This window comes from Paenibacillus sp. SJS-P3 (assembly GCF_056711585.1).
In genome coordinates, this window is record NZ_CM160043.1 from 1,507,477 (window position 1) to 1,532,714 (window position 25,238).

22 protein-coding genes are annotated in these 25,238 nt (G+C 59.4%); 16 read left to right on the forward strand and 6 right to left on the reverse strand.

The window, feature by feature from the left end; translation table 11 throughout:
* The first annotated feature begins 130 nt into the window (after positions 1-130).
* From AC06G8_RS06895 to AC06G8_RS06960, 14 genes are all read left to right on the forward strand, one after another.
* Positions 131-550 carry an ATP-binding protein gene (locus AC06G8_RS06895; RefSeq protein ID WP_447664923.1) on the forward strand — a complete coding sequence of 140 codons (420 nt, stop codon included), beginning with the start codon at positions 131-133 and terminating at the stop codon, positions 548-550.
* Positions 550-1,923, forward strand: a complete 1,374-nt coding sequence (locus AC06G8_RS06900; RefSeq protein ID WP_447664924.1) for an ATP-binding protein — start codon at positions 550-552, stop codon at positions 1,921-1,923. The genes AC06G8_RS06895 and AC06G8_RS06900 overlap by 1 nt, the downstream gene beginning before the upstream one ends.
* A 75-nt stretch (positions 1,924-1,998) precedes the next feature.
* Entirely contained in the window at positions 1,999-3,528 is a 1,530-nt protein-coding gene (locus AC06G8_RS06905) for a leucyl aminopeptidase (protein WP_480284813.1), read from the forward strand.
* A gap of 150 nt (positions 3,529-3,678) precedes the next feature.
* Positions 3,679-4,641 (forward strand): aldolase catalytic domain-containing protein, encoded by a 963-nt coding sequence (locus tag AC06G8_RS06910; protein WP_447664926.1) that lies wholly within the window; start codon positions 3,679-3,681, stop codon positions 4,639-4,641.
* 316 nt (positions 4,642-4,957) lie between these two features.
* The gene (locus AC06G8_RS06915) at positions 4,958-6,613 is read left to right on the forward strand and encodes a response regulator (protein ID WP_480284814.1); all 1,656 of its coding nucleotides are present in this window, start codon (positions 4,958-4,960) and stop codon (positions 6,611-6,613) included.
* An 8-nt stretch (positions 6,614-6,621) separates the two neighbouring features.
* Complete coding sequence (locus AC06G8_RS06920; protein ID WP_480284815.1) at positions 6,622-8,430, forward strand: histidine kinase; 1,809 nt, start codon at positions 6,622-6,624, stop codon at positions 8,428-8,430.
* The gene (locus AC06G8_RS06925) at positions 8,423-9,394 is read left to right on the forward strand and encodes a substrate-binding domain-containing protein (RefSeq protein ID WP_480284816.1); all 972 of its coding nucleotides are present in this window, start codon (positions 8,423-8,425) and stop codon (positions 9,392-9,394) included. Before AC06G8_RS06920 ends, AC06G8_RS06925 begins: the two co-directional genes overlap by 8 nt.
* A 240-nt stretch (positions 9,395-9,634) precedes the next feature.
* Positions 9,635-10,681 carry a galactose ABC transporter substrate-binding protein gene (locus AC06G8_RS06930; RefSeq protein ID WP_480284817.1) on the forward strand — a complete coding sequence of 349 codons (1,047 nt, stop codon included), beginning with the start codon at positions 9,635-9,637 and terminating at the stop codon, positions 10,679-10,681.
* Between the two features lie 230 nt (positions 10,682-10,911).
* Entirely contained in the window at positions 10,912-12,423 is a 1,512-nt protein-coding gene (locus tag AC06G8_RS06935) for a sugar ABC transporter ATP-binding protein (protein WP_480284818.1), read from the forward strand.
* 31 nt (positions 12,424-12,454) lie between these two features.
* Complete coding sequence (mglC, locus tag AC06G8_RS06940) at positions 12,455-13,498, forward strand: galactose/methyl galactoside ABC transporter permease MglC (protein ID WP_447664953.1); 1,044 nt, start codon at positions 12,455-12,457, stop codon at positions 13,496-13,498.
* An 811-nt stretch (positions 13,499-14,309) separates the two neighbouring features.
* Positions 14,310-15,239 (forward strand): amidoligase family protein, encoded by a 930-nt coding sequence (locus AC06G8_RS06945; RefSeq protein WP_480284819.1) that lies wholly within the window; start codon positions 14,310-14,312, stop codon positions 15,237-15,239.
* Positions 15,209-15,544, forward strand: coding sequence for a hypothetical protein (locus tag AC06G8_RS06950; protein WP_480284820.1), 336 nt, complete (start codon positions 15,209-15,211; stop codon positions 15,542-15,544). The genes AC06G8_RS06945 and AC06G8_RS06950 overlap by 31 nt, the downstream gene beginning before the upstream one ends.
* 82 nt (positions 15,545-15,626) lie before the next feature.
* On the forward strand, positions 15,627-16,229 hold the full coding sequence (locus AC06G8_RS06955; protein ID WP_480284821.1) for a hypothetical protein: 603 nt from the start codon (positions 15,627-15,629) through the stop codon (positions 16,227-16,229).
* 28 nt (positions 16,230-16,257) lie between these two features.
* Positions 16,258-16,383, forward strand: a complete 126-nt coding sequence (locus tag AC06G8_RS06960) for a hypothetical protein (RefSeq protein WP_480284822.1) — start codon at positions 16,258-16,260, stop codon at positions 16,381-16,383.
* 123 nt (positions 16,384-16,506) lie between these two features.
* Here AC06G8_RS06960 and AC06G8_RS06965 read toward each other — a convergent pair whose 3' ends face one another.
* Complete coding sequence (locus tag AC06G8_RS06965) at positions 16,507-16,818, reverse strand: hypothetical protein (protein ID WP_480284823.1); 312 nt, start codon at positions 16,816-16,818, stop codon at positions 16,507-16,509.
* A 191-nt stretch (positions 16,819-17,009) separates the two neighbouring features.
* Here AC06G8_RS06965 and AC06G8_RS06970 point away from each other — a divergent pair, with 191 nt between their 5' ends.
* Complete coding sequence (locus AC06G8_RS06970) at positions 17,010-18,461, forward strand: VWA domain-containing protein (protein ID WP_480284824.1); 1,452 nt, start codon at positions 17,010-17,012, stop codon at positions 18,459-18,461.
* Here AC06G8_RS06970 and AC06G8_RS06975 read toward each other — a convergent pair.
* From AC06G8_RS06975 to AC06G8_RS06995, 5 genes are read right to left on the reverse strand one after another with little or no spacing between them, the layout of a single operon-like run.
* On the reverse strand, positions 18,442-19,284 hold the full coding sequence (locus AC06G8_RS06975; protein ID WP_480284825.1) for an ATP-binding cassette domain-containing protein: 843 nt from the start codon (positions 19,282-19,284) through the stop codon (positions 18,442-18,444). The two genes, AC06G8_RS06970 and AC06G8_RS06975, sit on opposite strands and share 20 nt — an antisense overlap.
* Positions 19,285-19,302: 18 nt before the next feature.
* Positions 19,303-20,148, reverse strand: a complete 846-nt coding sequence (locus AC06G8_RS06980) for a hypothetical protein (protein WP_447664939.1) — start codon at positions 20,146-20,148, stop codon at positions 19,303-19,305.
* Positions 20,132-20,719: an RNA polymerase sigma factor gene (locus AC06G8_RS06985; protein ID WP_083688442.1), complete on the reverse strand. Its 588-nt coding sequence runs from the start codon at positions 20,717-20,719 to the stop codon at positions 20,132-20,134. The genes AC06G8_RS06980 and AC06G8_RS06985 overlap by 17 nt, the downstream gene beginning before the upstream one ends.
* Positions 20,720-20,722: 3 nt before the next feature.
* Positions 20,723-22,987, reverse strand: a complete 2,265-nt coding sequence (locus tag AC06G8_RS06990; RefSeq protein WP_480284826.1) for a hypothetical protein — start codon at positions 22,985-22,987, stop codon at positions 20,723-20,725.
* Positions 22,978-23,859: an ATP-binding cassette domain-containing protein gene (locus AC06G8_RS06995; protein WP_480284827.1), complete on the reverse strand. Its 882-nt coding sequence runs from the start codon at positions 23,857-23,859 to the stop codon at positions 22,978-22,980. Before AC06G8_RS06995 ends, AC06G8_RS06990 begins: the two co-directional genes overlap by 10 nt.
* A 518-nt stretch (positions 23,860-24,377) precedes the next feature.
* Here AC06G8_RS06995 and pxpB point away from each other — a divergent pair.
* Positions 24,378-25,136, forward strand: a complete 759-nt coding sequence (gene pxpB / locus AC06G8_RS07000) for a 5-oxoprolinase subunit PxpB (protein WP_480284828.1) — start codon at positions 24,378-24,380, stop codon at positions 25,134-25,136.
* Positions 25,137-25,238: the final 102 nt, after the last annotated feature.

Genomic DNA, 25,238 nt, shown 5'->3' on the forward strand with positions numbered 1-25,238 from the left:
CGAAACTAGCAATATTCGACATTATTTCCGATTGACACTGATATTAGCGAAACCTATGATAAATGTACGAATACGACGGCTTGAACACGTATCCAAGCATCCAGAATGGAACGGGGGGCGGGACTCGTACATGGAGATGGAATTGTTCAACATCAACAATGTCAAGGATGCCATCAAGGCTCGCCAGAGAGGCAGAGAGCTTGCGAGGGATCTCGGTTTCGGGATCATCGACCAGACGCGGATCGCGTACGCCATATCGGAATTGTCAGGCTGTTTCGTGGAAATGCATCAAAGGAGCCAAATGCTGATGGGACGGGTAAGGGGCGATTCCGGAGAAACCGGAATGGAATGGTCCTTGATCGGCAGCAGCGATTTTTCCCCCGAGATGGAGGAAGAATGGAGATCGCTCTGGTCCGAGGAATGGGATATGGCCATTACCCGCCGAGTCGGCATCTGCATCACTTTCCGCAAGTGGCTGCCTCCCTCCTACTACATGGACTCTACGCCGGTGCAGCTTCAGCTGTTCGCCACAGGAGAGGAGCAGAGTTAATGCAGGCAATTCGAAAGCGCTATTTTCCGGCGCTTGCCGAATACATCCGCAGCGGTAGTGAGGCTTCGCTTTACCAGGCTACGGAACTTGGGAAGACCTTTCACAATATCGGCCCCGAAGAGGTCATAGCCGTCCATGAAGAATGCATGCGCAACATCGTCCTCAACGTGGAGTCGGAGGAAGCGCTGGAATTGTACAACCGGTCTTTTCTTTTTTTGATCGAGCTGATGGTCGCTTACCGATTCAGGCATCAGCAGGAGCGGACGCCGGATCAGAGGTACACGGAGATGCGGGAGATGCTCTCCCGCTCCTATCGTTCCTTCGAGAGGGTCAAGAGCAAGTATGAGAATGTCCTGCAGCATATGGACAGCGGAATCGCCTTGTTCGACAACGACAACATGCTGACGTTCATGAATCTGCAGATGGCGAGATTCCTGGATGTCCCCCGCAAAACCTTGATCGGCTGCAGCATCCTGGATATATTGAGGCATCAGCAGCTGAGCCGCACGACGAGGCGGCTGCTGGTGAGGCTCTACCGGGAAATCATCCTTCGCCGCAACAAATACTTCGAGTTCCAGGACAGCGGCGGACGGCATCTGCTGATCACGGCCACCTCCAGCGAGCAGCTGGACGGCGATTATCTGATCAGCATGAAGGACGTGTCCGAGTACAAGCAGATCGAGCAGACGGCATACCAGAACGACAAGCTGGCGATGCTCGGCAAGATCGCCGCATCCATCGCGCATGAAATACGCAATCCCCTGACCTCGATACGGGGATTCATCCAGCTGCTCCGGCCTCATCTGGTCGAGCTGGGCAAAGAAGAATACGCCAAGATCATGGTGGCCGAGATCGACCGGGCCAACGACATCATTTATGAGTTCCTCAACTCCTCCAAGCCTACGGCGCCGATGAAGCAAACCATATCCCTCACATCCTTGCTCAAAGAAGTAAGCCTGCTCAGCGAGAGCGAGGCGCTCCTGCACAATTGCGAGATTTACCTGGAATCGCATGAAGTCGACATGCTGGTCTCCATCGACGTCAAGCAGATCAAGCAGGTCGTTCTCAATATATTCAAGAATGCGATGGATGCCATCGGCGAACTGAACGGGGAGAGGCCCGGAAGGATCGACGTGGTGCTGCGAAGACAAGCCGGATTTGCCGAAATCACCGTCAAGGACAACGGCAAAGGAATGGATCGTTCGACGCTAAACCGTCTGTTCGATCCTTTTTTTACGACCAAGGAATCCGGTACGGGTCTCGGCTTGTCGGTCAGCTATCGAATCATCCGCAACCACGGCGGAACGATCCGCGTCACGAGCTCGGCCGGTGAAGGCACGGTGTTCACCGTTTATTTGCCAATCGCAGAGTAAGGGCTTAAAATCGGGAGGATACAAGCTCCCGGTTTTTTGCCGTCCGGCAGCCGGGTCAAGGAAAGGATGACAACAATGAAAATCAAGTTGAAATATACGGAGCATCAATCCAAACAGGATTGGGAGCTGATCATTCGGCCGGTGGATGCTGCCGGCCTGCAGGATGAGAATCACGCAACCGCCGCCCGGGAGGAAGCGGATCCGCTCTCGATTCCGGCCATTCAGCAAGCGGTTCAGGCACTGGCGTCCAAAGGCCTGCTCAAAAGCGGCCAGTCCGGGCAGACGATGCCTCTTCTCGGGCTGCATCCGGCAGACAGCGCGGCATTCATCGGCTTGTCCTCCGGCACTCTGGACGCGGACGACATCCGCCGCCTCGGAGCTCAGGCTTCCAAGGAAGTCCGTTCCAGCCGCGCCTCTGCCGCAAGGCTGCTCGTAACGGCCCAGCTGTACGGCGGAACAAGCGGCTGCACGACAGCCCTAGCCGGCCAGGCTCTGGCGGAGGGCATCCTGCTCGGGGCCTATGATCGGACCAAAACGACGGGAACTCCCAAGGAGCAGGCTTCAGCGGAGCTGGCTGTCTATCTTCCCGATGGCGTCGATTCCGGTCTGCGGAAGGAGTGGGAAGCGGGCGTCCAAAGGGGCATTGTCATGGCCGAAGCGGTCGCCGAGGCGAGGGATCTCGTGCATCTTCCGGCGAATGAGCTGATTCCGGAGGCGCTCGCCGAGCATGCTGAACGTCTTGCAGCCGAATACGGCCTGGACTGCGAAGTCATCGACGAGTGGAGCGCCCTCGAGCAAGGCATGGGAGGACTGCTCGCGGTAGGCAAGGGAAGCCAGCATCAGCCGCGAATGATCGTGCTCCATTATGAGGGCGATCCGGGCAGCGAGGAGAAATGGGGCCTCGTCGGCAAAGGGGTCACCTTCGATACGGGCGGCTACTCCTTGAAGCGGATAGCGGGAATGGAAGACATGATCATGGATATGGGCGGGGCTGCAGCCGTGCTCGGAGCGATGCGCATCATCGCGATCGAGAAGCCGAAGGTCAACGTGGTGGCGGTCATTCCGGCAGCGGAGAACATGATTTCCGACCGGGCTTTCAAGCCGGGAGACGTCGTGACGATGATGAACGGCATGACCGTAGAAATCGTCAATACCGATGCGGAAGGACGCATCGTGCTGGCGGACGGCCTTACGACAGCGATTCGGCGGGGAGCGACGAAGCTTGTGGATGTCGCGACGCTGACCGGCGCAGTCGTGGCCGCTTACGGCGATATCACCTCCGGCATCATGGGCAACGACGACGAGCTGCTGAGCGGCTTGCAGGAAGCCTCCAAGCGGTCCGGCGAGCGGGTATGGCCGCTGCCGGCCTATCCGGAGTACCGGAAGCAGCTCGATTCCGAGGCTGCCGACCTGAAGAACAAAGGCGGCAGCTACGCTGCGGCCAGCATCGCCGGCATGTTCATCGGGGCTTTCGCGGAAGAGAAGCCGTGGATTCACATCGACATTGCCGGTACGGCGTGGATCAGCCGCGCACGCGGCTGGGAAACCAAGGGCGCGACCGGAGTCATGACACGGACGCTTGCGGAGCTGCTGCTCCGAGCATAGTTCTGCACATCCGCATTGCACATCGATACGTGTCGGCGGTCGGAGTCGCCTCAATCGGGATGCCAAGAACGGGACGCGGTTTGCCTTTGCGTTCTTTACCGTTTTCCCGTATTATAGTAAGAAAGTTTATGATGAAGGAGTTCTGTGCCCATGTCTTCCAAAAACAGCATCAGCAAAATCGTCGACTGCACGGTTCGCGATGGAGGTCTTGTCAATAACTGGGATTTCAGCATTGAGTTTGTGCAAGATTTGTATCGCAGCCTGGATGAGGCCGGCGTTGAATATATGGAGATTGGATATAAGAATTCGCCCAAGCTGCTCAAGGGTGCCGACTCTGCCGGCCCTTGGCGCTTCCTGAATGATGAGTTCCTGCGCAAAGTCATCCCGAACAAAGGGAATACGAAGCTGTCGGCACTCGTGGATATCGGCCGAGTGGACGAAGCGGATATTCTGCCGCGCGTCGACAGCATGCTGGATCTGATCCGCGTCGCCTGCTACATCCAGGATGTGGACAAGGCTCTCGAGCTCGTGTCCTTGTTCCATGAACGCGGCTACGAGACGACGCTCAACATCATGGCGCTGTCGAACGTCATGGAAAATCAGCTGATCGAGGCATTCGACGCCATCCGCGAAAGCGTCGTCGATGTGGTCTACGTCGTGGATTCGTACGGCAGCCTCAAGCCGAACGACATGGCCTACCTGATCGACAAATTCAAGCAGCATTTGCCGAACAAGAAGCTGGGCGTGCATACGCACAACAATCAGCAGCTTGCTTTTGCCAACACGCTGCTCGCTGTCGACAAAGGCGTGGAATTCCTCGACACCTCCGTATACGGCATGGGCCGCGCCGCCGGCAACTGCAACACGGAGCTGCTCGTGTCGCATCTTCCGAATACGAAGTACGAAGTGCGCCCCGTGCTGGAAATGATCGAGAAGCATATGCTTCCTCTCCGCGAGAAGGAAGAGTGGGGCTACATCATGCCCTACATGATAACCGGCCTGCTCGATGAGCATCCGCGTTCCGCGATGGCGCTGCGCAACTCCGACAACAAGGACAACATCGTCGATTTCTACGATCAGCTTACAACGCCGGAGATTCTTCATTCCAAGTAATTTCCCGATAGGGCTATGCGATTTCCGTGCTGTTTGAGGAGGAAATGGCTGGCCCCGATGGATGAGGCAATGATTTGCAGGGGCAGCAGCCCGCTTGTGCTTTCATGACGAAAGCGCAAGCGGGTTTTTTTGTCTATCCTCCGCGCTAACACGACATATCCGAGCCTTGGCAGCGGCCTTCATGCCGAAAAAGAGGAGATTTACAGCCGTGGAATAACCTGATATCTTGATGAAGCTTCCCTGAGGAGCTTGCATAAGGAAAATGAGAGCGGCTTCATGACCTAAGGAGAGCCGCATGCCATAAGGAGGAATCAGGATGTACCGCGTATTGCTGGCCGATGACGAAGCCGACGTAAGGGAGGGCTTGCTGAGCGAGATCGATTGGGAGGCCTGCGGATTTACCGTAGCGGGGACGGCAGAGAACGGCCTGGAAGCGCTTGAGCTTGCTCAGCGCCTGGAGCCTGATGTCGTCATTACAGACATCCGGATGCCGTTCGTCGACGGGATGGAGCTGGTCCGCAGGCTGAAAACCGAATCGCCCCTTGTCAAAACGGTTATCCTGACCGGTTATGACGAGTTCGACTACGCCCGGCAGGCCGTCTCTCTCAGCGTAGACGAATATTTGCTCAAGCCGTTCTCGGCTGCGAGCTTGACCGAGCTTCTGCATAAGCTGCAAACGCGCATGGAGCTTGAAATCGCGGAGCGGGAAGACATGCGCAAGCTCAAGGAGCATTATCATACGAGCCTTCCCTTGCTGAAGGCCAACTTCCTCTCCTCCTTGCTGCACCGAAAGCTTCCGGAGCCGGTCATCCGGGATAAGGCCCGCCATTACGGCTTGAGCCTGGAAGGAGAGGGCTGCTCCGTTTCGGTCATCAGTCTGGACAGCGCCGGAGTGGAGGCGGAGCTGCCTGCTCCTGAGGTCCAATCGCTGCGAACCTCTCCTGATGTCGATCTCAAGCTGTTCGCCGTCCTCAATATTGCCGGGGAAATATGGGAGGGCAGGGAGTTCGGAACTGCGTTCATCCATCAGGACCATGTCGTTCTGCTTGGCTTCGGCAAGACGGACGAGTCCTGGAAAGAGAAGCTGCAGAACGCGCTGGAGCATATCGTCCGCAGCGTCGAGCACTATCTGCGCATGCCCGTCACGATCGGATCAGGAGCTGCCAAGGGCCGGCTGAGCGGCATCAAATCATCGTACGACGAGGCTCTGCTTGCTCTTGACTATCGGCTCGTGCCGGGCGCCGGCCGCCTTCTGTTCATCGAGGACGTGGAGAGGCGAGGCTCCTCTCCTCTGCTTCTCGATGAGCTGCGGCAGCAGGCGCTGTCCCGCTGCCTGAAGGTTGGAACCTCGGAGGAGCTGGAGGCCGTTCTCGAGACGATCTTCGGGGAAATCAAGGCGGAGCATACTTCGAGCGGCATCCAGCTCTACTTGAGCGAGGTGCTGACGACGGTCTGGCGCACCGCCCAGTCTTCCGACGTCGACATGGAGGATGTGCTCGGCGCCGGCTTCCAGCCCTATGCCGAGATCGTCCGGATGACCGGGCTGGCCGAAGCCCGGCGCTGGATAACGGAGATGTGCGGGGCCGTCATGGGCCGAATCTCCGGGAAGCGGCAGCATGCCTACCGCGATCTGATCGAAGAGGCGATGTCCTTTACACGGGAACGCATTCATGATTCGGATCTGTCGATTCCGATGGTATGCTCCCATCTTCATATCAGCGCCGGCTATTTCTGCGGCTTGTTCAAGAAGGAGGTCAAGCTGACCTTCCTCCAATACGTCATGCAGCTGCGCATGGACAGGGCACAGGAGCTGCTTCGCACGACGGAGCTCAAAGCGTTTGAGATCGCCGAGCGCATCGGCTTCTCCGAGCCGAATTACTTCAGCTTCTGCTTCAAGAAACATACCGGCAGCACGCCGAAGGAATACCGGAGCCGGATCAAGGACGCCAGTCCGTCCGGACAGGAAGGATGAGGGGCGGAATGTTCCGGCCGGAAATGCCGGGCTGGATCAAGCAGAAGCTGCGAAAATCGCGGGTAAGCAGCATCCAGTCCATCGTGATCTGGTCCTTCTCCATCATGATCGTGGTCGCGATTACGACCGTCGCCGTCCTTCTCCATGAGAAATTTTCGGCTTCGACCGAGCGAAGCGCCTTTCTTGCCGCCAGGCAGACGGTAGACCAGGTCAGCTACAACCTGGAGGACTATATCAGCGGCATGGCCAGCTTTTACAGAGCGATTGAGGTCAACATGCTGAAGAACGGAGAATGGGACGGCCAGCAGGTGGACAAGCAGCTGGACACGCTGATGGGCAGCCGCGACGACATCGTCTCGATCACGCTGTTCGACAGCGGCGGCAAGCTGCTCAAGAACCGTCCAGCTGCAGCTCTCAGGCCGAGCGCCAACGCGACCGGCCAGGGATGGTTCCAGGCGGCGATCCGGGTGCCGGATCATCTCAGCTTTTCGCTCCCCCATATCCAGAATCTATATAAAGGCTCCTACCAGTGGGTCGTATCCATGAGCAAGCGGATCACCGTCGTCCGCGACGGCCGGCCGCAGGAAGTGATCCTGCTCGTGGACATGAACTTCAAGCAGATCGACGAGCTGTGCAGCCGGATCAGCCTCGGCCATCGCGGATATGCCTATATCATCGACGAAGGCGCAGGCAACATCGTGTACCATCCCCAGCAGCAGCTCATCTATATGGGGCTCAAAAGCGAGAATGTCGAGCAGGCGCTCGTCGCTTCTTCGGACTATGTGGAGGATATGAACGGAAACAAGCGACTCATCACAGTCAAATCCGTCGCCAATATCGGCTGGAAAATCATCGGGGTATCGTACATGGACGACATCCTGACGAGCCGCGAGGAGGTCAACCGCTATCTCGTACGCGTCGTGGCCGGCGTTCTTGTTCTCGTCGTGCTCGTCAGCATGCTGCTCGCGATGTCCATCGTCCGTCCCATCAAGCGGATGGAGCGCACGATGCGGGCCGTGGAGAGGGGCAACTTCGACGTGGAGCTGCCGGTCGAGGGGCCGCTTGAGGTGGAGCGCCTGTCCCGCCGGTTCAACCTGATGATCCATAAAATCCGCCAGCTGATGAAGCAGATCGTCCAGGAGCAGGAATCCAAGCGCAAGCATGAGCTGGAGGCGCTGCAAGCCCAGATCAATCCCCATTTCCTGTACAATACGCTGAATTCCGTCGTCCGCATGGCCGCGATGAGCCGCGGAGAAGAAGTCGTCACGATGATCACCTCGCTCTCCAAGCTGTTCCGGATCAGCCTGAGCAAGGGGAAAAATGTCATTTCGGCTCGCGACGAGCTTGAGCACGCCCATCATTATCTGGTCATCCAGCAGATGCGTTTCGGCCGCAAGTTCCGGTTCTCCATTACCGCTTCCGAGGAAGCGGAAGCCTGCATGACGCCGAAGATCGTGCTGCAGCCCTTGATCGAGAACGCGATCGAGCATGGTCTGGAATATTCCGTAGAGGAGGGAACAATCGACATCTCCGCGGACGTCGAGGACGGGATGCTCGTGTTCAGGATCGAGGACAACGGAGCCGGGATGGATTCCGTCAAAGCAGCCTTGCTGCTGCACGGAGCTTCCGTGCCGGATGCAGGGCGCGAGCCTTCGGCGACGGGCAAAGGCTCCGGAGTGGCGGTGAGGAACATCCATGACCGCATCCGGCTGTATTATGGAGCGCCGTACGGCCTGGAATTCAAGAGCGAGCTGGAGGAAGGAACGGTCGTATGGGTCCGGATGCCGGCGATCAAGGAGGTCGATGATCATGAATAGACGTTTGGCAGCGGCGGGCGGGTGGCTGGCCATGCTCATGCTGACTGCCGCCGCCTCGGGCTGCGCGGGCGCCGCAAGCAAGGAGAAGCCTGCCGAAGCACATATCGCGCTCATCGCTCCGCAGAGAAGCGGGGCGCTTGCCGATTCCATCCGGCTTGGGGCGGAGGCGGCGGCGAAGGAATACGGCAGCCAGCTCCTGTATCTGGACGCCAACGTCAGCGACTCCGGCGAGGAGGGCCAGCTCAAGGCTGCGCAAAGGGCGATCGCCCAGGGCGCGTCGGTCCTTCTGCTTGACCCCGACAGCGAGCAGCAGCTCCGGCTCATTGCCGAGGAAGCGGGCAAGGCGGGGGCGTCGGTCGTGACGCTGAACGACACCTACCCGGTCGAGGGAGTCGCGAGCAGCATATCCATCAACAACCGCGAAGCGGGAAGGATGGCCGGCGAGGCGATGGCGGAGCTTCTGCATGGCAATGGAATCGTTTCGCTGCTCGGCTCGGATTCCGAGGCTCCGGGATATGAGCAGCGGGAGCTGGGGGTCGTGGAAGCTTTGAGCGGTCATAAAGGAATAACGGTGCATACCGGCTATTCCTGCGGAAATTCCCCGGACGGCTGCGCCGAAGCGGCGCGATTGCTGATGGAGCAGGCTGACGGCGTAGTGGCCCTGCAGGAGCAGGGAGTGCTCAGCACCGCGCAGGAAACAGTCAAGCGGGGGCTGGCCAGCCGCGTCAAGATCGTCGGCTTCGGCAGCGAGGTTCCTCAGCTGGAGCTGCTCCAGGACGGAATCATCGACATTCTTGTCGTGCAGAGCGGATTCAACGCCGGGTACCTCGGCATGCAGCAGGCGCATGAGCTGTCGGGAGGCGGCCATGTCGACCGCACCGTCACTCTGGATACGAAGGTCGTGAATCCGGACAGCATGTTCTGGATGGACAATCAGAAGCTTCTGTTCCCTTTCGTAAAGTGAAAGGAGAACTCCTGATCCGGATACGCCGCGATCGGAGGGCTCATCATCCTGCCGAGAAATCCATTCGGATCCGAGCCGAATCACATGAAGATTTTGATAAAACAGATGAAAATCTTCTATTCGAATCTTCTGCAAACCCTTTCATAATAAAGAGGAGAACAGCGGCCGCAAGGCATTCCTGCGGGAGGGAAGCGGACGCGAGCCTCAATCAAGCTTATTCGAACCGGGAGGTCAAAGGATATGAAAAAAAGAGCGACACTGGCCATAGTGATGGCTGCGGTCATGGTTACGGCTGCGGGCTGCGGCTCGAACAACAACAGCGGCAGCGACGCCGGAAGCGGCAACGGAGGCGGCGACAAGCCGAAAGTCGGCGTGGCGATCTATAAGTTCGACGATACCTTCATGACCGGCGTCCGCAACGCGATGACGAACGCGGCCAAGGACAAGGCGGAGCTGGATATCGTGGACAGCCAGAATGCCCAGGCGACGCAGAACGATAAAGTGGATCTGTTCATTTCCAAGAAATACAAGGCTCTGGCGATCAATCCGGTTGACCGCACGGCTGCCGGCGTCATCATCGACAAAGCCAAGCCGGCCAACATCCCGGTCGTCTTCCTGAACCGGGAGCCGGTCGCCGAAGACATGAACAAATGGGATAAAGTCTACTACGTCGGCGCCAAAGCCGAGGAATCGGGCACGCTGGAAGGCCAGCTCATCGTCGACTACTGGAAAGCCCATCCGGAAGCGGATAAGAACAAGGACGGCATTCTGCAGTACGTCATGCTGCAGGGCGAGCCTGGGCATCAGGATGCCGAGCTGCGCACGAAGTATTCCATCCAGGCTATCGAGGACGCGGGCATCAAGGTCGAGAAGCTGGAGCAGGATACGGCGATGTGGGACCGCACCAAAGGCCAGGATAAGATGCAGACTTGGCTCGCAGCCCGCGGCGACAAGATCGAAGCGGTTCTCGCGAACAATGACGACATGGCCCTGGGCGCGATCGAAGCCCTCAAAGCAGGCGGCTACTTCACAGGCAGCAAGTTCATGCCGGTCGTAGGCGTGGATGCGACGGCCCCGGCCATCCAGGCGCTGCAGGACGGCTCCTTGCTCGGCACGGTGCTCAACGACGCCAAAAACCAAGGCGCGGCTACGGTTGCGCTGGCGACGGCATTGGCCAAAGGCGAGACGCCTACGAAGGACAACACGGGCTACGACATTACGGACGGCAAATACGTCTGGATCGCCTACAAAAAGATCACCAAGGACAATGTAGCCGACGCTCAGTAATTACGCGTCTCCATGCAGGAAATAGAAACGCGAAGGGCTCGCGGCTTGAACAAGCGGAGCCCTTTTGCTCTCTTGACGGGAGGTTATCCCGAACGGCCGATTTCGGCGAGAAGACGTGGTCGTCCTTTGCCGTCTTGCTGGCGGAGCCGTTCGGAGCCGTCCCCACCAGGCTGGCTATGGCCGCTGCTGGCCCGCGCCAGAAACTAGAACGCAATCAAGGAGGTGCAGCGATGATCAGCTCACCCTATTTGCTCGAAATGAGAGGCATATCCAAAGCCTTCCCCGGCGTGCAGGCGCTCGACAAGGTCAACCTCAAGGTTCGGCCCGGCACGGTGCATGCGCTGATGGGAGAGAACGGAGCCGGCAAATCCACCCTGATGAAATGCCTGTTCGGCATCTACAAGCCGGATGAAGGAGAAATTCTCCTCGGCGGCGAGAGGGTGGATATTCCCAACTCCAAAGCTGCTCTCTCGCACGGAGTGTCCATGATCCACCAGGAGCTTCATCCCGTTCCGCATCGCGACGTCATGGAGAATATTTGGCTGGGCCGTTTTCCGATGCACTGGTTTTTCTTCGTGGACCACAGCCGCATGCTGCGCGACACGAAAGAGCTGCTGCAGGATTTGAACCTGGACATCGATCCCTATGCGTTGACCGGGTCGCTGTCCGTATCCAAAATCCAGTCGCTGGAAATCGCGAAAGCCGTCTCCTTCCATTCCAAGGTCATCGTCATGGACGAGCCGACCTCTTCCTTGACGGGCAACGAAGTCGAGCAGCTGTTCGAGATCATCAACAAGCTGAGGAGCCGCGGCGTTTCCATCATTTATATCTCGCATAAAATGGAGGAAATTTTGCGGATCTCGGATGAAGTCACCATTATGAGGGACGGCAAATACGTCGGCACCTGGGATGCCGGCGAACTGACGACGGATCTGATCATCAGCCGCATGGTCGGCCGCGATCTGAGCGAGCGGTTCCCGGAGAGGTCGAATACGCCATCGTCGGTCATTCTGAAGGCCGAAGGGCTGACCTCCTCCAATCCGATGTCGTTCAAGGATGTAAGCTTCGAGCTGCGCCGAGGGGAAATCCTCGGAGTCGGAGGCCTGGTCGGCGCCCAGCGCACGGAGCTGATCGAAGCGTTGTTCGGCCTGCGGCATCTCAAGACGGGCACGATCTCCATCGACGGCAAGAAAGTGGCCATCAAATCCCCGGCTGACGCCAAAAAGCATAAAATCGCGCTCCTCACCGAAGAGCGCCGCACGACCGGCATTTTCCCGGTGCTATCCGTCTACGAGAACACGATTGTCGCCAACATGGGGCGCTACCGCAACGCCTTCGGCCTCATCGACGAGAAGAAGGGACGCAGGGAGGCGGCTGAGAATGTCGCCCGATTCCGTACGAAAACGCCGAACGTGGACACGCAGATCCGCAACCTGTCCGGCGGCAACCAGCAGAAGGTGCTGCTCGCCAGATGGCTGCTTACCGATCCGGATATCCTGCTGCTCGATGAGCCTACCCGCGGCATCGACGTCGGGGCCAAATTCGAAATCTACACGATCATCGCCGAGCTCGCGAAGCAGGGCCGCAGCATCATCATGATCTCCTCGGAGATGCCGGAGCTGCTCGGAATGTCGGACCGGATCATGGTCATGAGCGAGGGCCGGATGACCGGCATTCTCGACGGCCGCAAGGCAACCGAACAGGAAATCATGCGCCTCGCCGCGCAGCAGCGGATGGCTTAGCAGAAAGGAATGAACGACTATGAGCACGCAAATGAATACTCCAGCCAAGAAACCGGCCGGTCGGGCCGTCCTTGACTACCTGAAATATCTCGTCACGCAGAGAGCGATCTTCCTCGTCCTGATCCTGCTGGTCGTGGCGATCGCGATCATGGACCCGAACTTCCTCGCCTACTCGACTCTGCGGGATATTCTGCAGCAGAATTCCACCCGGGCGATCATCGCTCTTGGAGCAGGCTTCATCCTCATTACAGGCGGCACCGACTTGTCGGCGGGACGGGTCGTCGGCCTCACGGCTGTCGTCTCGGCATCCATGCTGCAGATGGACAAATACGCGAGCAAGTTCTATCCGAACCTGCATGAAATTTGGGTCGGCTGGCCAATTCTCATCGGCATCCTGGCCGGCGTGCTCGTCGGCTGCGTCAACGGCTTCATCATCGCCAAGCTGAAGGTGCCGCCATTCATCGCTACCCTCGGCACCATGGTGGCGGTGTATGGACTCAACTCGCTGTATTTCGACAGCGATCCCAACAATTCGCAGCCTATCGCCGGCTTGCGGGATGACTTCAAGAAATTAGGCTCCGGTTATATCGACTTCGGAGGCGGCTACACGCTGCCGTACATTGTCCTGATCGCCATCGGGATCGGTGTCATCTGCTGGGTTCTGTTCAACAAAACACGGCTGGGCAAAAACATGTACGCCATCGGCGGCAACGTCCAGGCCGCGCATGTATCGGGCATCAACGTTGCCCGCAACCTGATTTTCATTTATGCGATCGCCGGCGCCTTGTATGGCGTAGGCGGCGTCCTTGAGGCGGCCCGCACCGGCGGAGCGACGAACAACACCGGCAACATGTACGAGCTGGACGCCATCGCGGCCTGCGTCGTCGGCGGCGTATCGACGGCCGGCGGCATCGGCACCGTGCCGGGCATCATGGCCGGCGTCCTCATCTTCGGCGTCATCAACTACGGCCTCACGTTCATCGGCGTCAGTCCGTACTGGCAGCTCATCATCAAAGGACTGATCATCGTTGCGGCGGTCGCTTTCGACATCCGCAAATATGTAGCGAAACGCTAATCGAAGTTCGACAATGGAGAACATGGAAACGGCAGCCCTCGGCTGCCGTTTTTGCATATGGAGATGAACAAGGACTTTACTCTTGCAGAGCAGGCTGGGACGAAAACACGATGGCCATGATAGGCGCTCCGAATGGTATAATAAGGGAAAAGGCGATTTCTGCGCAGCAGATCACCGCGGAGGGGAGCGATGAATTGCGAAGAGTAGAGAACTCAGCGGCTGTGTACAGCAGCAGATTCAAGAAAACAGGATCGCAGCTGCCCTTTTCTGCAGTCTTGCCCTATTTTTGCTTAGCGGTAGTATAGGGTTTAAGATTTGGAACGCTCATGAAAGGTATGCCTTCGAAAATGGACTCCGGTCGGAGTTATTCCGGGGGACAACGAAGGGTTTCCACAAAAGGAATCCTGGCTGGCGTCAGCCAAGATGGCGGCACGACGATGACTCATCCCAACCGCTCTGACATCTATTCGATTACGTCCCTCGTATGTTGATATTCATAGTTTTCCTTTTGCTGTCTCGGTTTTCTTTTGCTTGCTGATCTCCTTGTATGCGGGAATCATGGGAATCCGGAGCAAAAATAAACTTTTGCAGCTGGGACCGAAAACCGCGAGGAATTCAATTGGGACGCAAAGAATCCTTTAGGGATCACGACTTCACAAAGGGCTGGAAAGCTCGATAAAAAAAGACTGCTTCTTCATCCAGTCAGGAGGAACGATCGATGACTAGAGACAAAATCCCTCGTTAATCTCGAGGCCCGCCTTCTTTTTTGGTTCTCTTTTCTGCCGGAGGGTCAAAAAAGGAGGAGCATAGGATGAGAACGAACGAGGTCATTCATTGGAAGGATTTGCGCTTCGGAGTCGAAATCGAATTTGTCGGAGGCAGGCCGCAGGAGCTGGAGCTGCTTCCGGGCTGGATCATGTCGCTGGACGAGAAGCAGATCGACGAGACGGGCATGAAGTCGGGCAGCGAGCTGAAGCCGCCGCCGCTGCGCTGGGAGGACCGCGGCCAGATCCGCATCATGCTGGATCGGCTGGCCGCTCAAGGCGCCGCCGCGAACTGGAGCTGCGGACTCCATGTCCATGTGGAGCTGGCCGCATACGGCGAGAGCATCCTGCTGCCTCTTCTTGAAGCGGCGCTTCGATCCCAGGACGCGCTTGCCGGGCTGCTTGGGTCGAGTCCGCATCGAAGGCTGTACTGCCCACCCGTCACGGAAGCGATGGCCGAAGCGTTCCGATCGAGCCCTGGCCGCCTTGCCGTCAGGCATCATGGCAGACCGCAGTCCCATCGATGCGGCATCAATATCGCCTCCTGGTTCGATATCGGGACAGCTGAGTTCCGTTATGCCAACGGTTCGCTGCAGGAAGAAGAAATCATGACGACAGTGGAGCTTTGCCTCCGCTTCGTCGCAGCCGTAGGAGCGGGAGCGGCGCTCCCGGACGGACCTGCAGAGCTGGCTGCCGCGCTGGGCGCGCCTTCCGGCGGCTATCCTCCCCCTATCGAGCCGCCGCGCTGGTTCAAGGAGAGAATATGGCTGGAGGAAGCGATGATCCCCGTATTCGCTCCTTTGATCGCCATGCTGGCGCCAAGAGCGGAGCTTCATCACATCCTTCCCGTGCCGGGCGGATTGAGGACTGTCGTCGAGCATCCGGGAGGAGAGCAAAGGAAATACGATTGGCGTCCCGTATCTTCGGGATGGGAACGATTCGATTCGTGCGGATCGATTGTGCAATCGGAAGAATAGCAGTTTGGGAGGGACGGAAGATCAAGGTTCGTCATCTGGGGTATTTCCTCATCATCCTGCTGCTGATGGCGGCTTTTACCGTGCCGTCGGATGATGATTACCATCGTTATTTGAGCCAGGAGCACGGAGTCAAATGCCTGGTGTATGATCCGGCTTGCCTGCCGGGCTCCAAAAAGTCCAGCTCGGAGCAAATCGGCAACTATATTGCGTATATGCAGGCGCGGACGAAGCTTGAAGACGGCGGCGAGATCAGCATCTTAGGCCTGTTCGGCCATTTTTTCGTCCTCGAGAACAACTTGGATTAGTCGATGGATCAAGGGTTTCCGGCACATGGGAAGCGGTTGGGGAAGCAGCTTCCATTCAAGTACGAAAAAGGAGCGATTGAACATGGAGATCGGCAAGATGAAGGAAGAGCTGGCGTCGACATGGAAAGAGCTGCGCGGCCAGCGCAGCCGGCTCCCGCTGGCTCCGGACGGAGCCGGATGCAGCGGCGAGCTGGAAAGCCTGCTCGATCGTGCCGAGGCGGATCTGCTCGAACCGGAGGCCGCCGAATCGGGCGGAGAGGAACGGCTGAGCCTGCTGGCGCTTGTGTCCGGCCTGCATCTATGGAACGGCAGACTGGACCGTTCCCATGAGCTGGCGCAGAATCTGGATACAGCCGAAGGAAGCTATCTGCACGGGATGATGCACCGGATGGAAGGGGATTATGGCAACGCGAACTATTGGTTTCGCTTGGCCGGAGGCCATCCGGACTCGCAGCGGCTGCAGGCGGAGGCAGTCAAGCTGGCTGACAGCGGCGGCATCGCGGATGAAGCGCTTGTCCGCAAGCTGAAGAGGGGCGCGGAATGGAATGCAGCCCTGTTGACGGATTTATCGGCGGCTTCGGCGCTGACCGGCCATGCCAGTCCCGAGACGCAGGTGCTGGAGCAGCTTCAAGCGCTGGAGCTGTCGGCTTTGCTGGACCGTCTGGCCGGCATCGGGAGCAGGTAAGGCATAAGCTTGCATGGGAGGAAAGGATATGTATTCGACCGGGCAAATCATCTATACGGTATTCATACTGATCATATTGTATTCTCCGGTCTATAAGCTGACCCGAAGAGTGAGGGAGCTGGAGGACAAGGTCAGCGAGCTGGAACAACGCTGAGCCCTTGTTGAATTTCTCCTGAAGCATGGATGCATCCTGCTACTATCCATGTAGGCAGCTTAGAAGACATGCAGGCAGGCTTGGAAGACATGCAAACAGGCTTAGAAGAAAGCGCGCTTTCTCCTAAGAATCCTGCAGTCCATGGAGTTCACCATCCCCGCGCAGAGCGGCGGCATGGTGGGCTTTGTTGGCATGGAAATAAGCCGTGCCCCGGAGTGCCCTGCCATCGCCCGTCCATGCCGTTAGGCTGATCTGGATATCGGCAGCTGTATAGAAATAGTCCAGCAAGTCCTCGTCCCGGATTCCGTTCACATCTACATACCAAAGGCGGGATCCTGCTTCGGTCACGACGATCAAATCAGCCGACTCCATGTTCAGGCGGCGTGTCCACTCCCCATGTTCAATTTCAAGCGACAGCAGTCGGTAAGTTTCCATTGCGCGTTCTCTCCTAGGGATGGATTCAGATTCAGGTTTGTTTCTTCAGAGTGGATCCGCGATCCGATCTGTTTCCGATTGTAAGGACGGATAGTCCGCATTGCAACCTTTTGGCTGCCCGCGCCGTCTGGACGAAAACAGCGGATATGGATGTCGATTCCATTTTTCCGGCGTCAGGGGGATTCACGATAATGCTGAAGAGAGAAAAAAGCGCGAAAGGCAGCATGGCGGCAGGGCTTGCCGTCCTGCTCCTGCTGGCCGGATGCTCTGCGGAGGCTGGCGGGGAACGGGACTCGATATCCGCAGACACCGGCTCCCATAGCCGTGCGCCTGCGGCAGAAAGCCGAGATGCGGTCTCTCCGGCAATGGGCTCTTCGGCCGATGAGGGAGCCATGGAACTAGGTCCTTTAAAGGATTCTGAAGTTTCCAAGGACAAAAGCGTCGCCCAGTCGGAGCTGAGCGACCGTCTTCCGGAACAGAAGGAGAAGAGCAAGCCCCAGCCGCAGCCGGGCATGCTGACGGCCGGCGAATGGAACGATCATGCGGCTTGGAGCAGATGGACGGACTTGAGCAGCGGCGGAGAAGGGAGCGGATACATCCGGCTCTGGGGATTCGATACCCGATATCGGATGGTCGTCAGCGTCACACGGGACGGCTCGCCGGCCGTCGATGTTCCGGTCCTGCTCCAATGCGGACAGGATGACAGCTGGTCGGCCCGGACGGACAATCGGGGCAAAGCGTATCTGTTCGCGGCGATGGCTTCTTCGGGAGACTTGATCGGGCAGGAGGGCTTCGGCAATGAACCGGCCGCTCCGCAAGGCACAGGCGGACTGGAAGACAATGGACAGTCCAATGGCGGCTTCTCGCCGGAAGCTTCTTCCTGCCGGGTCGAGGCTGCGCCGGATGGCGGCAATTCCGCGTCCCGGCCGCTGAAGGACTCGGACTGGAAAGCTGGGACGGCGGCGATCAGCCTGGACGGAAGCGGCAAGCAGGCATCCGAGGTGCTCGATCTCATGCTCATGGTCGATGCGACCGGCTCGATGGCTGACGAGCTGAAGTATTTGTCGGAAGAGCTGAACAACGTCGTCCGTCAGGTGAAAAAGAAAAACGGGCAAACCCTCGAAATCAGGGTAAGCCCGAATTTTTACCGGGACCGGCACGATGAATACGTCGTAAGGCCGTTCCCGTTCACGACCGATATCGCCGAGGCCCAGGGAATCATCGCGGCCCAGAAAGCGGACGGCGGCCAGGACTACCCGGAGGCTGTGGACGAGGCGCTGGAGAACGCCGTCTCCGGCCATGATTGGAGCAAGAGCGCGAGGGCGCGCCTGCTTCTGCTCGTGCTCGACGCTCCGCCGCATCGGGAACAAGCGGCGGCGGAGAGAATCCGCCTGATGACGGCCAAGGCGGCGAAGCAAGGCATCCGCATCATTCCGGTCGCAGCCAGCGGGGCAGATCTGGAGACGGAGATGCTCATGCGCACGCTTGCCGTAGCGACCGGTGGAACCTATGTGTTCCTGACGGACGACAGCGGCATCGGCGACAGCCACAAGAAGCCGGAGGGCGTCACTCCGCAGATCATGCCGCTCAACGATCTGCTTGCGGATCTGATCGGCCGTTACGTCAGCGCCTCGATCGGATGAAATACGCATCCTCCAGAGTCGGCTCCATGGCCTCGAACTCCGGTCCGGGGGATTCCGCGGACATGATGCGGACCCGGCGGCAAGTTCCTTCGGGGCGTACCTGAAGCATGGATTCCGTAGGCAGCGAGGCATAGCGGGAGGCATCGACCGTGCCTTGCCAGACCGAGAGCGGAAGCCCTCCGGTCCACTCACGGGCGGAGCCGAGGAATCCCGGCTTGCCTTCATGGAGCCACAGCACGCGGGTGGCCCAGGCTTCCCATTCGTTCAGCTCATGGGTGGACACGACGACCGTTCTCTTTCGGGCATACAAGGCAAGGAAACGAATGAAGCGCAGCCTCTCCAGCGAATCCAGCGCATTGAGCGGCTCGTCCAGAAACAGATAATCCGGCGAGCCGATGACGGACTGGGCGAGCGCGATCCGCTGGCGGATGCCTTGCGGCAGCGTCTTGATGGCGCGGCGCCGGTAAGGCTCCAGCTGGAACTGGGCGATTACTTTGTCCGTCTCCGTCATTCCGGCTTCTCCCTTGAGCTCGGATAAATACTTGAGCAGACGCTCGGTTTTCATATCCTCGTACAGCTCCAGGCCGGTAGGAACATAGCCGATCGAAGCCCGGATGGAGGCAAGATCCCTGTCCGGAGTAAGCGTCCCGTAGCGGATGGAGCCCCGGTCGGGGAATTCGGCCGTCGCCAGCAGCTGGAGCAGGGAGGACTTGCCCGAACCGTTGGAGCCCGACAGCACGGTAATGCCCTCTTTCAGCACGAGACGCGGAACTTGAAGGACGAAGCTCCTCCTTTGCCAACGGATGCCGCTCAGTTCGATCATGGCGAAGTCACGGCCTCCCTATACGACCCTTTTGATGACGAGGCTGCGTCTGTAGGACAGCAGCGTCATGAGCGCTCCCGCTCCAAGGCAGCTCCAGTAGATGGCGTTGCGGATGACATCCGGAGCCGCATCGCCGGAGACGGGGGAGCGCAGGACATATTCCATCACATTCCAAGCCATCCAGAACACCGATCCCATGACGAATGCCATCTTCACGCCTGCGCGGAGCATGACGTAGGAAGCTCCTCCCGCGATAAGCAGGATCAGCGACATCCATTGCAGCATGAAAGGAAGGACGGGGAAGCTGTCCATTCTGGAAACCATGTACAGCGAGGCCGCGATTCCGAAGAGAACATTCAATCCGCCGACGATCATGACTCTGGCCATGAGCAGCAGAGCCGGCGGGTAGGGAGTGATGCTCTCGACCGTGCGCATTTCCTTGTTCCAGCTGCGGAAGCTGTACAGCAGTCCGGAGAGGAACATCATCGGCAGGAACAGCGACAGCTTGCTGCTGATGTCCGCCAGGCCGGACCAGCCTTCCTCCTCCATGCCTGCCGGGAGCACATACAGCAGCATCAGGAATACGCCGAGGCTCGCCAGCCAGTATGCCCTCGAGTAGGCGCTCAGCTGCGTGCGAAGCAGCTTGGCCAGAGACGGGCGCTTATGCGCCGAGGAGACGTCCGACCGCCAATCGGCCGCGGAGCCTCCGCCGAGCGACGGCTTCAGCCCGTCGAAGGCCGGCTGAAGCGCAGCGAGCAGGCGGGTCGTATCCTGGGCCGTCACGGGACGGACCGTCAGGGAAGACAGAGGTCCCCGCATTTCCTTCTCCAGCTCCATCCATTCCTTGTCATTCGGCAATTCCATCTTGCTTCCCTCCCTCTGCGCGCACCCGCGCGTTCTTGTCGCCCGCCAGCCTTGTCTTCAGCCTGCGAAGCGCTTTGTACAAATGGGTCTTGACCGATCCAAGCGGCAATTGAAGCACGTCGGCAATATCCTGCAGCTTCAAATCCTGATAGAAGCGCAGCATGACGACCTCCCGCTGAACTTGCGGCAGCTCCTCGAGCGATTGGCTGATTTCGCGGCGCGTTTCCTGCCGTTCGGCCAGCTCGACGACCGAAGGACGCTCGTCCTTGCGTTCCGGAGGCTCTCCGAAACGGTTGCGGTCGGTCTGGTAAGCGGAGCTCTTCCAATAGTCGCGGCATTGGTTCATCGCCACCCGATACAGCCATGCTTGCACGTTCTCGGGATTTCTCCGGTCCTTGAGCTGCCGGATCAGCTTGAGAAACGTTTCCTGCACGACATCCTCCGCCCTCCCGGGATCCTTCAGCTGGCGCTGCAGAAACCCGGACAATGGGGCGTGGTAGCGGTGCACCAAAGCTTCGAAACAGGCCTGGTCTCCGTCCATCATTCCCTGGACCAGCTCTTCGTCCGTCACGGTTCATTCCTCCTCGCCGGCATGATCGATTATGGTCGGCAGGCTGTCCTCCGGCATGAGCCGGTTCCATTCCTGCATGAATTCCTTCAATGTAATCTGGGGCGTGTACGAAGCCGCGGAACGTTCTCCCGCCGGCGTCCGAGCCGGCTCGGGCAAGGCGAGTCCGCGCTCGCGGAGTCGGGACAGCGTCTCTCGGATCAGCGAGGCATGGCCTCGTTCGTACGCGGCGTCGATCAGCTTGCGGATGGCTTCCCAGTATGGCGTGCCGGCCGCTTCCAGGCGGTAGGCGGGAGCCGAGCCTCGTTCCCGGTTGTACAGATAAGCATAAGCGGTCCGGATCTCAAGCGCCATGGATTCCTTTTCCTGCGGGACGTTGCCGCGCCTGTCGCGCACGGGCTCCGCTCCGCGGCCGGTATCGCCGAAGAGGAGCAGGGAGCTCATCGCGTCCTCCGCATAGCTGTCGAGATTGCGATGCTCCGTCTCGGGGATGAAGAAGGTGTCGTTCTCCGCATACCACGAGCGTGTCTTGATGGCGGATTCGGCGGGGGAGCCGATGAGATCCATCGGGAAGAAAAAGACTTGGCGCAGCGGCGTCAAGCTGCCGGCTGTCTCGGACAAGCCTTCCCGCCTCTGGCGGAAACGATCTAGAAACTTCTCCGCTTCCCGGATATTGCCGGGAGTCGTTATGATGGACAGCTCGGCTTCCGGATCCTGCACGACGGAGAAGCGGCCTCCGATGACGGTGATGCCGTCCCGGGCGCTTCCTTGGAACTGAAGCTTGCTGCCGCTGTCGCTGCCGCCGGCTGGCGGAATCGTCGCGAACAGGGAGCTCCGGAAGCCTTCCATGGTCAGCTCGTAGGCGATCGGCTTGACGAGCGAGGAGCCCGGCCGATCCATCAGGGCGCCGTCGGCATCCTTCGCAAGCAGGCTGTCGCCGCCGGGAAGCGGATACCATCCGATGCTTGCCGGCAGGTAGAGCCCGTCTCCCCGGGAGAAGGCGAGGAAGCTTTCGCTGCCGCTGCTGCCGATCAGCCATTCGTTCCAATCCCCTTCGTAGCCGACTTCCACGCTTTGGACGGGCAGAGCCGGGTCAAGCAGGCTTTCGCGAATTCGGAGCTGATCCCCGGTGCGTTCCCATGAGACGGGATTGCCGTTGATCCGGACCGACCGCACAGTCATCGAAGGATACAGCAGCAGGGTCATTTCGCCCGGATGCTTGTATTGAAGCTTGCTCCGGCCGTCCACCGCCGCGAGTCGGCCTTGGGGCGTCGGGACGGATAGCTCCGCATCGGCTTCCACGCTCCCTCCTGCCCGGCGAACGACATGAAGCTTCATGCTGTCGAGCCGGAAGCGGTATGCGTTCTGATCCTTCACCTGGCCGAGAGCGGGAGCGGCGGCTGCCAGCGATTTCATATGCACCGTCCGATCGGATACAAGCGAGGCATAGGGAATGAAGGCGGCTCCGGCCGCAAGCAGCATGGCGATGGAGACGAGCCATGGCTTTTTTGGGCGAAGGGGCGGCTTGGCTCTGCCGAGCATGGCGCTTGCCGCCGTCAGTAGGACCAGGGCGGAGAACCCCATGAACGGGGCCAGGCGGCGAAGCTCGGGTCCTGCCAGCACGGATGACCAGACCTCATGCCCGGCCAGATCGGAATCCAGCAGCGGCTGCAGGTAGAACGCCTTCAGCCATACCCACTGATATACCTTCACGACATAGGCTTGAAGGAACAGCGAGCCGAATACCCATGCGCAGAACGCGGCGGGAAGCGAGAACCGCAGCGGCAGCAGGGAACCGAGAAACAGCCCGAGGGCAAGCGAAATTCCGTAGGACTGCACATACAGCAGGGCGAACCTTCCCATCTCCGATGCCATGGACCCGAGCGGCAAGTCGTGGCGGAGTCCGGAAGCGGCGTATGCCGCGTTGATGGCGGCGATATAGAGAGACATGTAGAGGAAGCCGCCGATCCATTTGGCGCATATCCAGCCCCATGCGCTGAGCGGAAGCCGGAACAGCCACTCGCCGGAAGGATGCAGCAGGTCTCTGCGGACGAGCAGGACGCCGAGCAGCAGCGGAATCGCGGTGGTCAGCGTCAGCAGCATCGCATGCGTGGAGGAGGCGTACAGATTGACGTCCTGCGACGACAACGGATTGGGCGAATACGTATGCAGGAGCATCCACATGCCGGCTCCGAACGGAAGCAGCAGCGTCCAGCGCAGCAGCAGCAGAGACTTCAGTTCCAATGCGGCTTGCCTGAGGATCACAGCCATGAGGCGTCCGGGTCCTCCTTGCTGCGGCTGACAAGCGCAAGATAGCCTTCCTCCAGCGTCGGCGCCACCCGCTCCGCGAACGGAGACGGAGGGCGGTCGCATAGCGCCCGGCAGCGGATGCCTTCCTCGGTGCGTCTCGCGGACAACAAGCCTTCGAGCGGCATCCGGCGCCATTCCGTCTCGGAAGCTTCCCAGGACCAGGTCCGGTCCTCCGCGAATCCGGCCAGCCCTTCCGTGCTTCCATGATGCAGGAGCTTGCCCTCGCCGAGCACAATGACCTCGCGGCAGCTTGCTCCGATGTCGCCGAGGACATGGGTGGAGAGCAGCACGACCCGGGTCGCGGCCGCATCGGCCAGCACCCGTCTCAGCCGGATCCGCTCCTCGGGATCGAGCCCTGCCGTCGGTTCGTCCACGATCAGCAGATCCTTGGAGCCGAGCAGCGCCTGGGCGACGCCCAGCCGCTTGATCATTCCGTACGAATAGGAGCGCGCCGGCTCGTCTGCTTCCTGACGGAGGTTGACCTGCTCCAGCACCTCTTCCACCCGCCGCATCCTCTCGGCGCGGCTGCCTCCCTGAAGAGAGGCTGCATGGGCAAGCCACTTGCGGGCGGAGAACTGCGGGAGCATGCGCACCGTCTGCGGCAAATAGCCGATCCTGTTTCCGTTGACCTTGAAATCGCGCACGGAGCTTCCTCCGAGCATCGCGTCGCCGGTCGTCGGCGGCAGCAGTCCCGCAAGCAGGCGCATGAGCGTCGACTTGCCGGCGCCATTCGGTCCGAGCAGGCCGTGCATGCCTTTGCCGAGCTCAAGGGACAAGGGCCGAAGAGCCCACCGGTCTTTATATTGTTTTCCAAGCGTATGGACGGAAAGCATAGTGTTGATCCTCCTGCGCAAATGACGACTGTCCGGGCCAAAAAGTTTCTTTGTCATCCATTATAACATTCCGCCGTCCGGCGTTCCTGCATTCGACAGCACCCAGCCTTCGGCTCCCGCTCCTGCCGAGCATGGTTGAGCCGATGCCGGCCGTTCCCAGATGAAGGATTTGGCCAAGGCAAGGATTAATATAAGAATAGAAGACAGAGGAGCTGACTTTGACGAGCAGGGAATAAAGGAGCAGGTCCAGAACGGAGCGGTCCGCCAAAACGGCCATCTGCATGCGCAGCGGGAGCGGATGATTCCCTTCCAGCGGAACCCCGGGTGCAAAGGAGGCTCGCGAGGAGGATCCGAACCTGATCTGCGAGGTGCTGGAGGTGCCGGGGGCGAAATGGTCGTTTCCGGTCATAGCCCGGCTGTGCTCCGGACCAAGACCTGTTCAATCAGCTGCAGCCGACGTCTCGAAAGGAAATGGGAAGAGGCGGTAGGATGAACTGAAGCTGCGGGGAGGATAGGAAATGGACGAAAAACAGAAGAGGAACCGAATCGGCAAGCGAAGTCCGGTTCCTTGCGCCTATAAGGTCGAGCCGGCGGGCGACCGCGCGATGATGATCAGCCTCGATCAGTCAGATCTCGATGGAGCGCCGCTGCAGGATCGCCTGGCTGTCGCCGCCCGCTGGCTGGAGGAGGCGGGATGGAGCTGGCTGCTCGACGCCGTTCCTGCCTACGATACTCTGCTTGCCGTGTACGATCCCGTTCTGCTCATGAAAAGCATGAAGACCGGCCCGGAGTATCCAGGCACGGGCTTGCTTCTCCCTCATGAGCTTGCCGGCGAGAGGATGAGGAAACGATTGGAGGCGCAGCCCTCAAGAGGAATTCAGGAGGAGGCCGCCGTCGTCCGGATTCCGGTCCGCTACGGCGGCGCAGCCGGTCCCGATCTGGAGGAAGCGGCGTCCCGCAGCGGCCTCGGGGCGGAGGAATTCGTCCGTCTTCACTCCGCTCCTCTTTACCGGGTCGTCATGATCGGCTTCCTGCCGGGCTTCGCTTATTTGGACGGGCTGCCGCCGGAGCTGGCCCAGCCGCGCAGAAGCTCGCCCCGCTCGCTGGTGCCGGCAGGGTCGGTCGGCATCGGCGGCGGGCAGACGGGCGTGTACCCGTCGGCATCCCCCGGCGGCTGGCAGCTGATCGGACGCACAGAAGCCGAGCTCGCGGATTTTGGAAGGGAAAGACCTTCGCTTCTGCAAGCGGGCGACCGCGTGCGGTTCGTACCGGAATAAGCTGCTGGCGAAAGCCGTTCGGCCGCCTCGTTATGAGCCTCCGTATTTAGGTATTATAGAGCCGGTGTAAACCTCACAGGAGCGGTCGGCAGTCTGTATTCA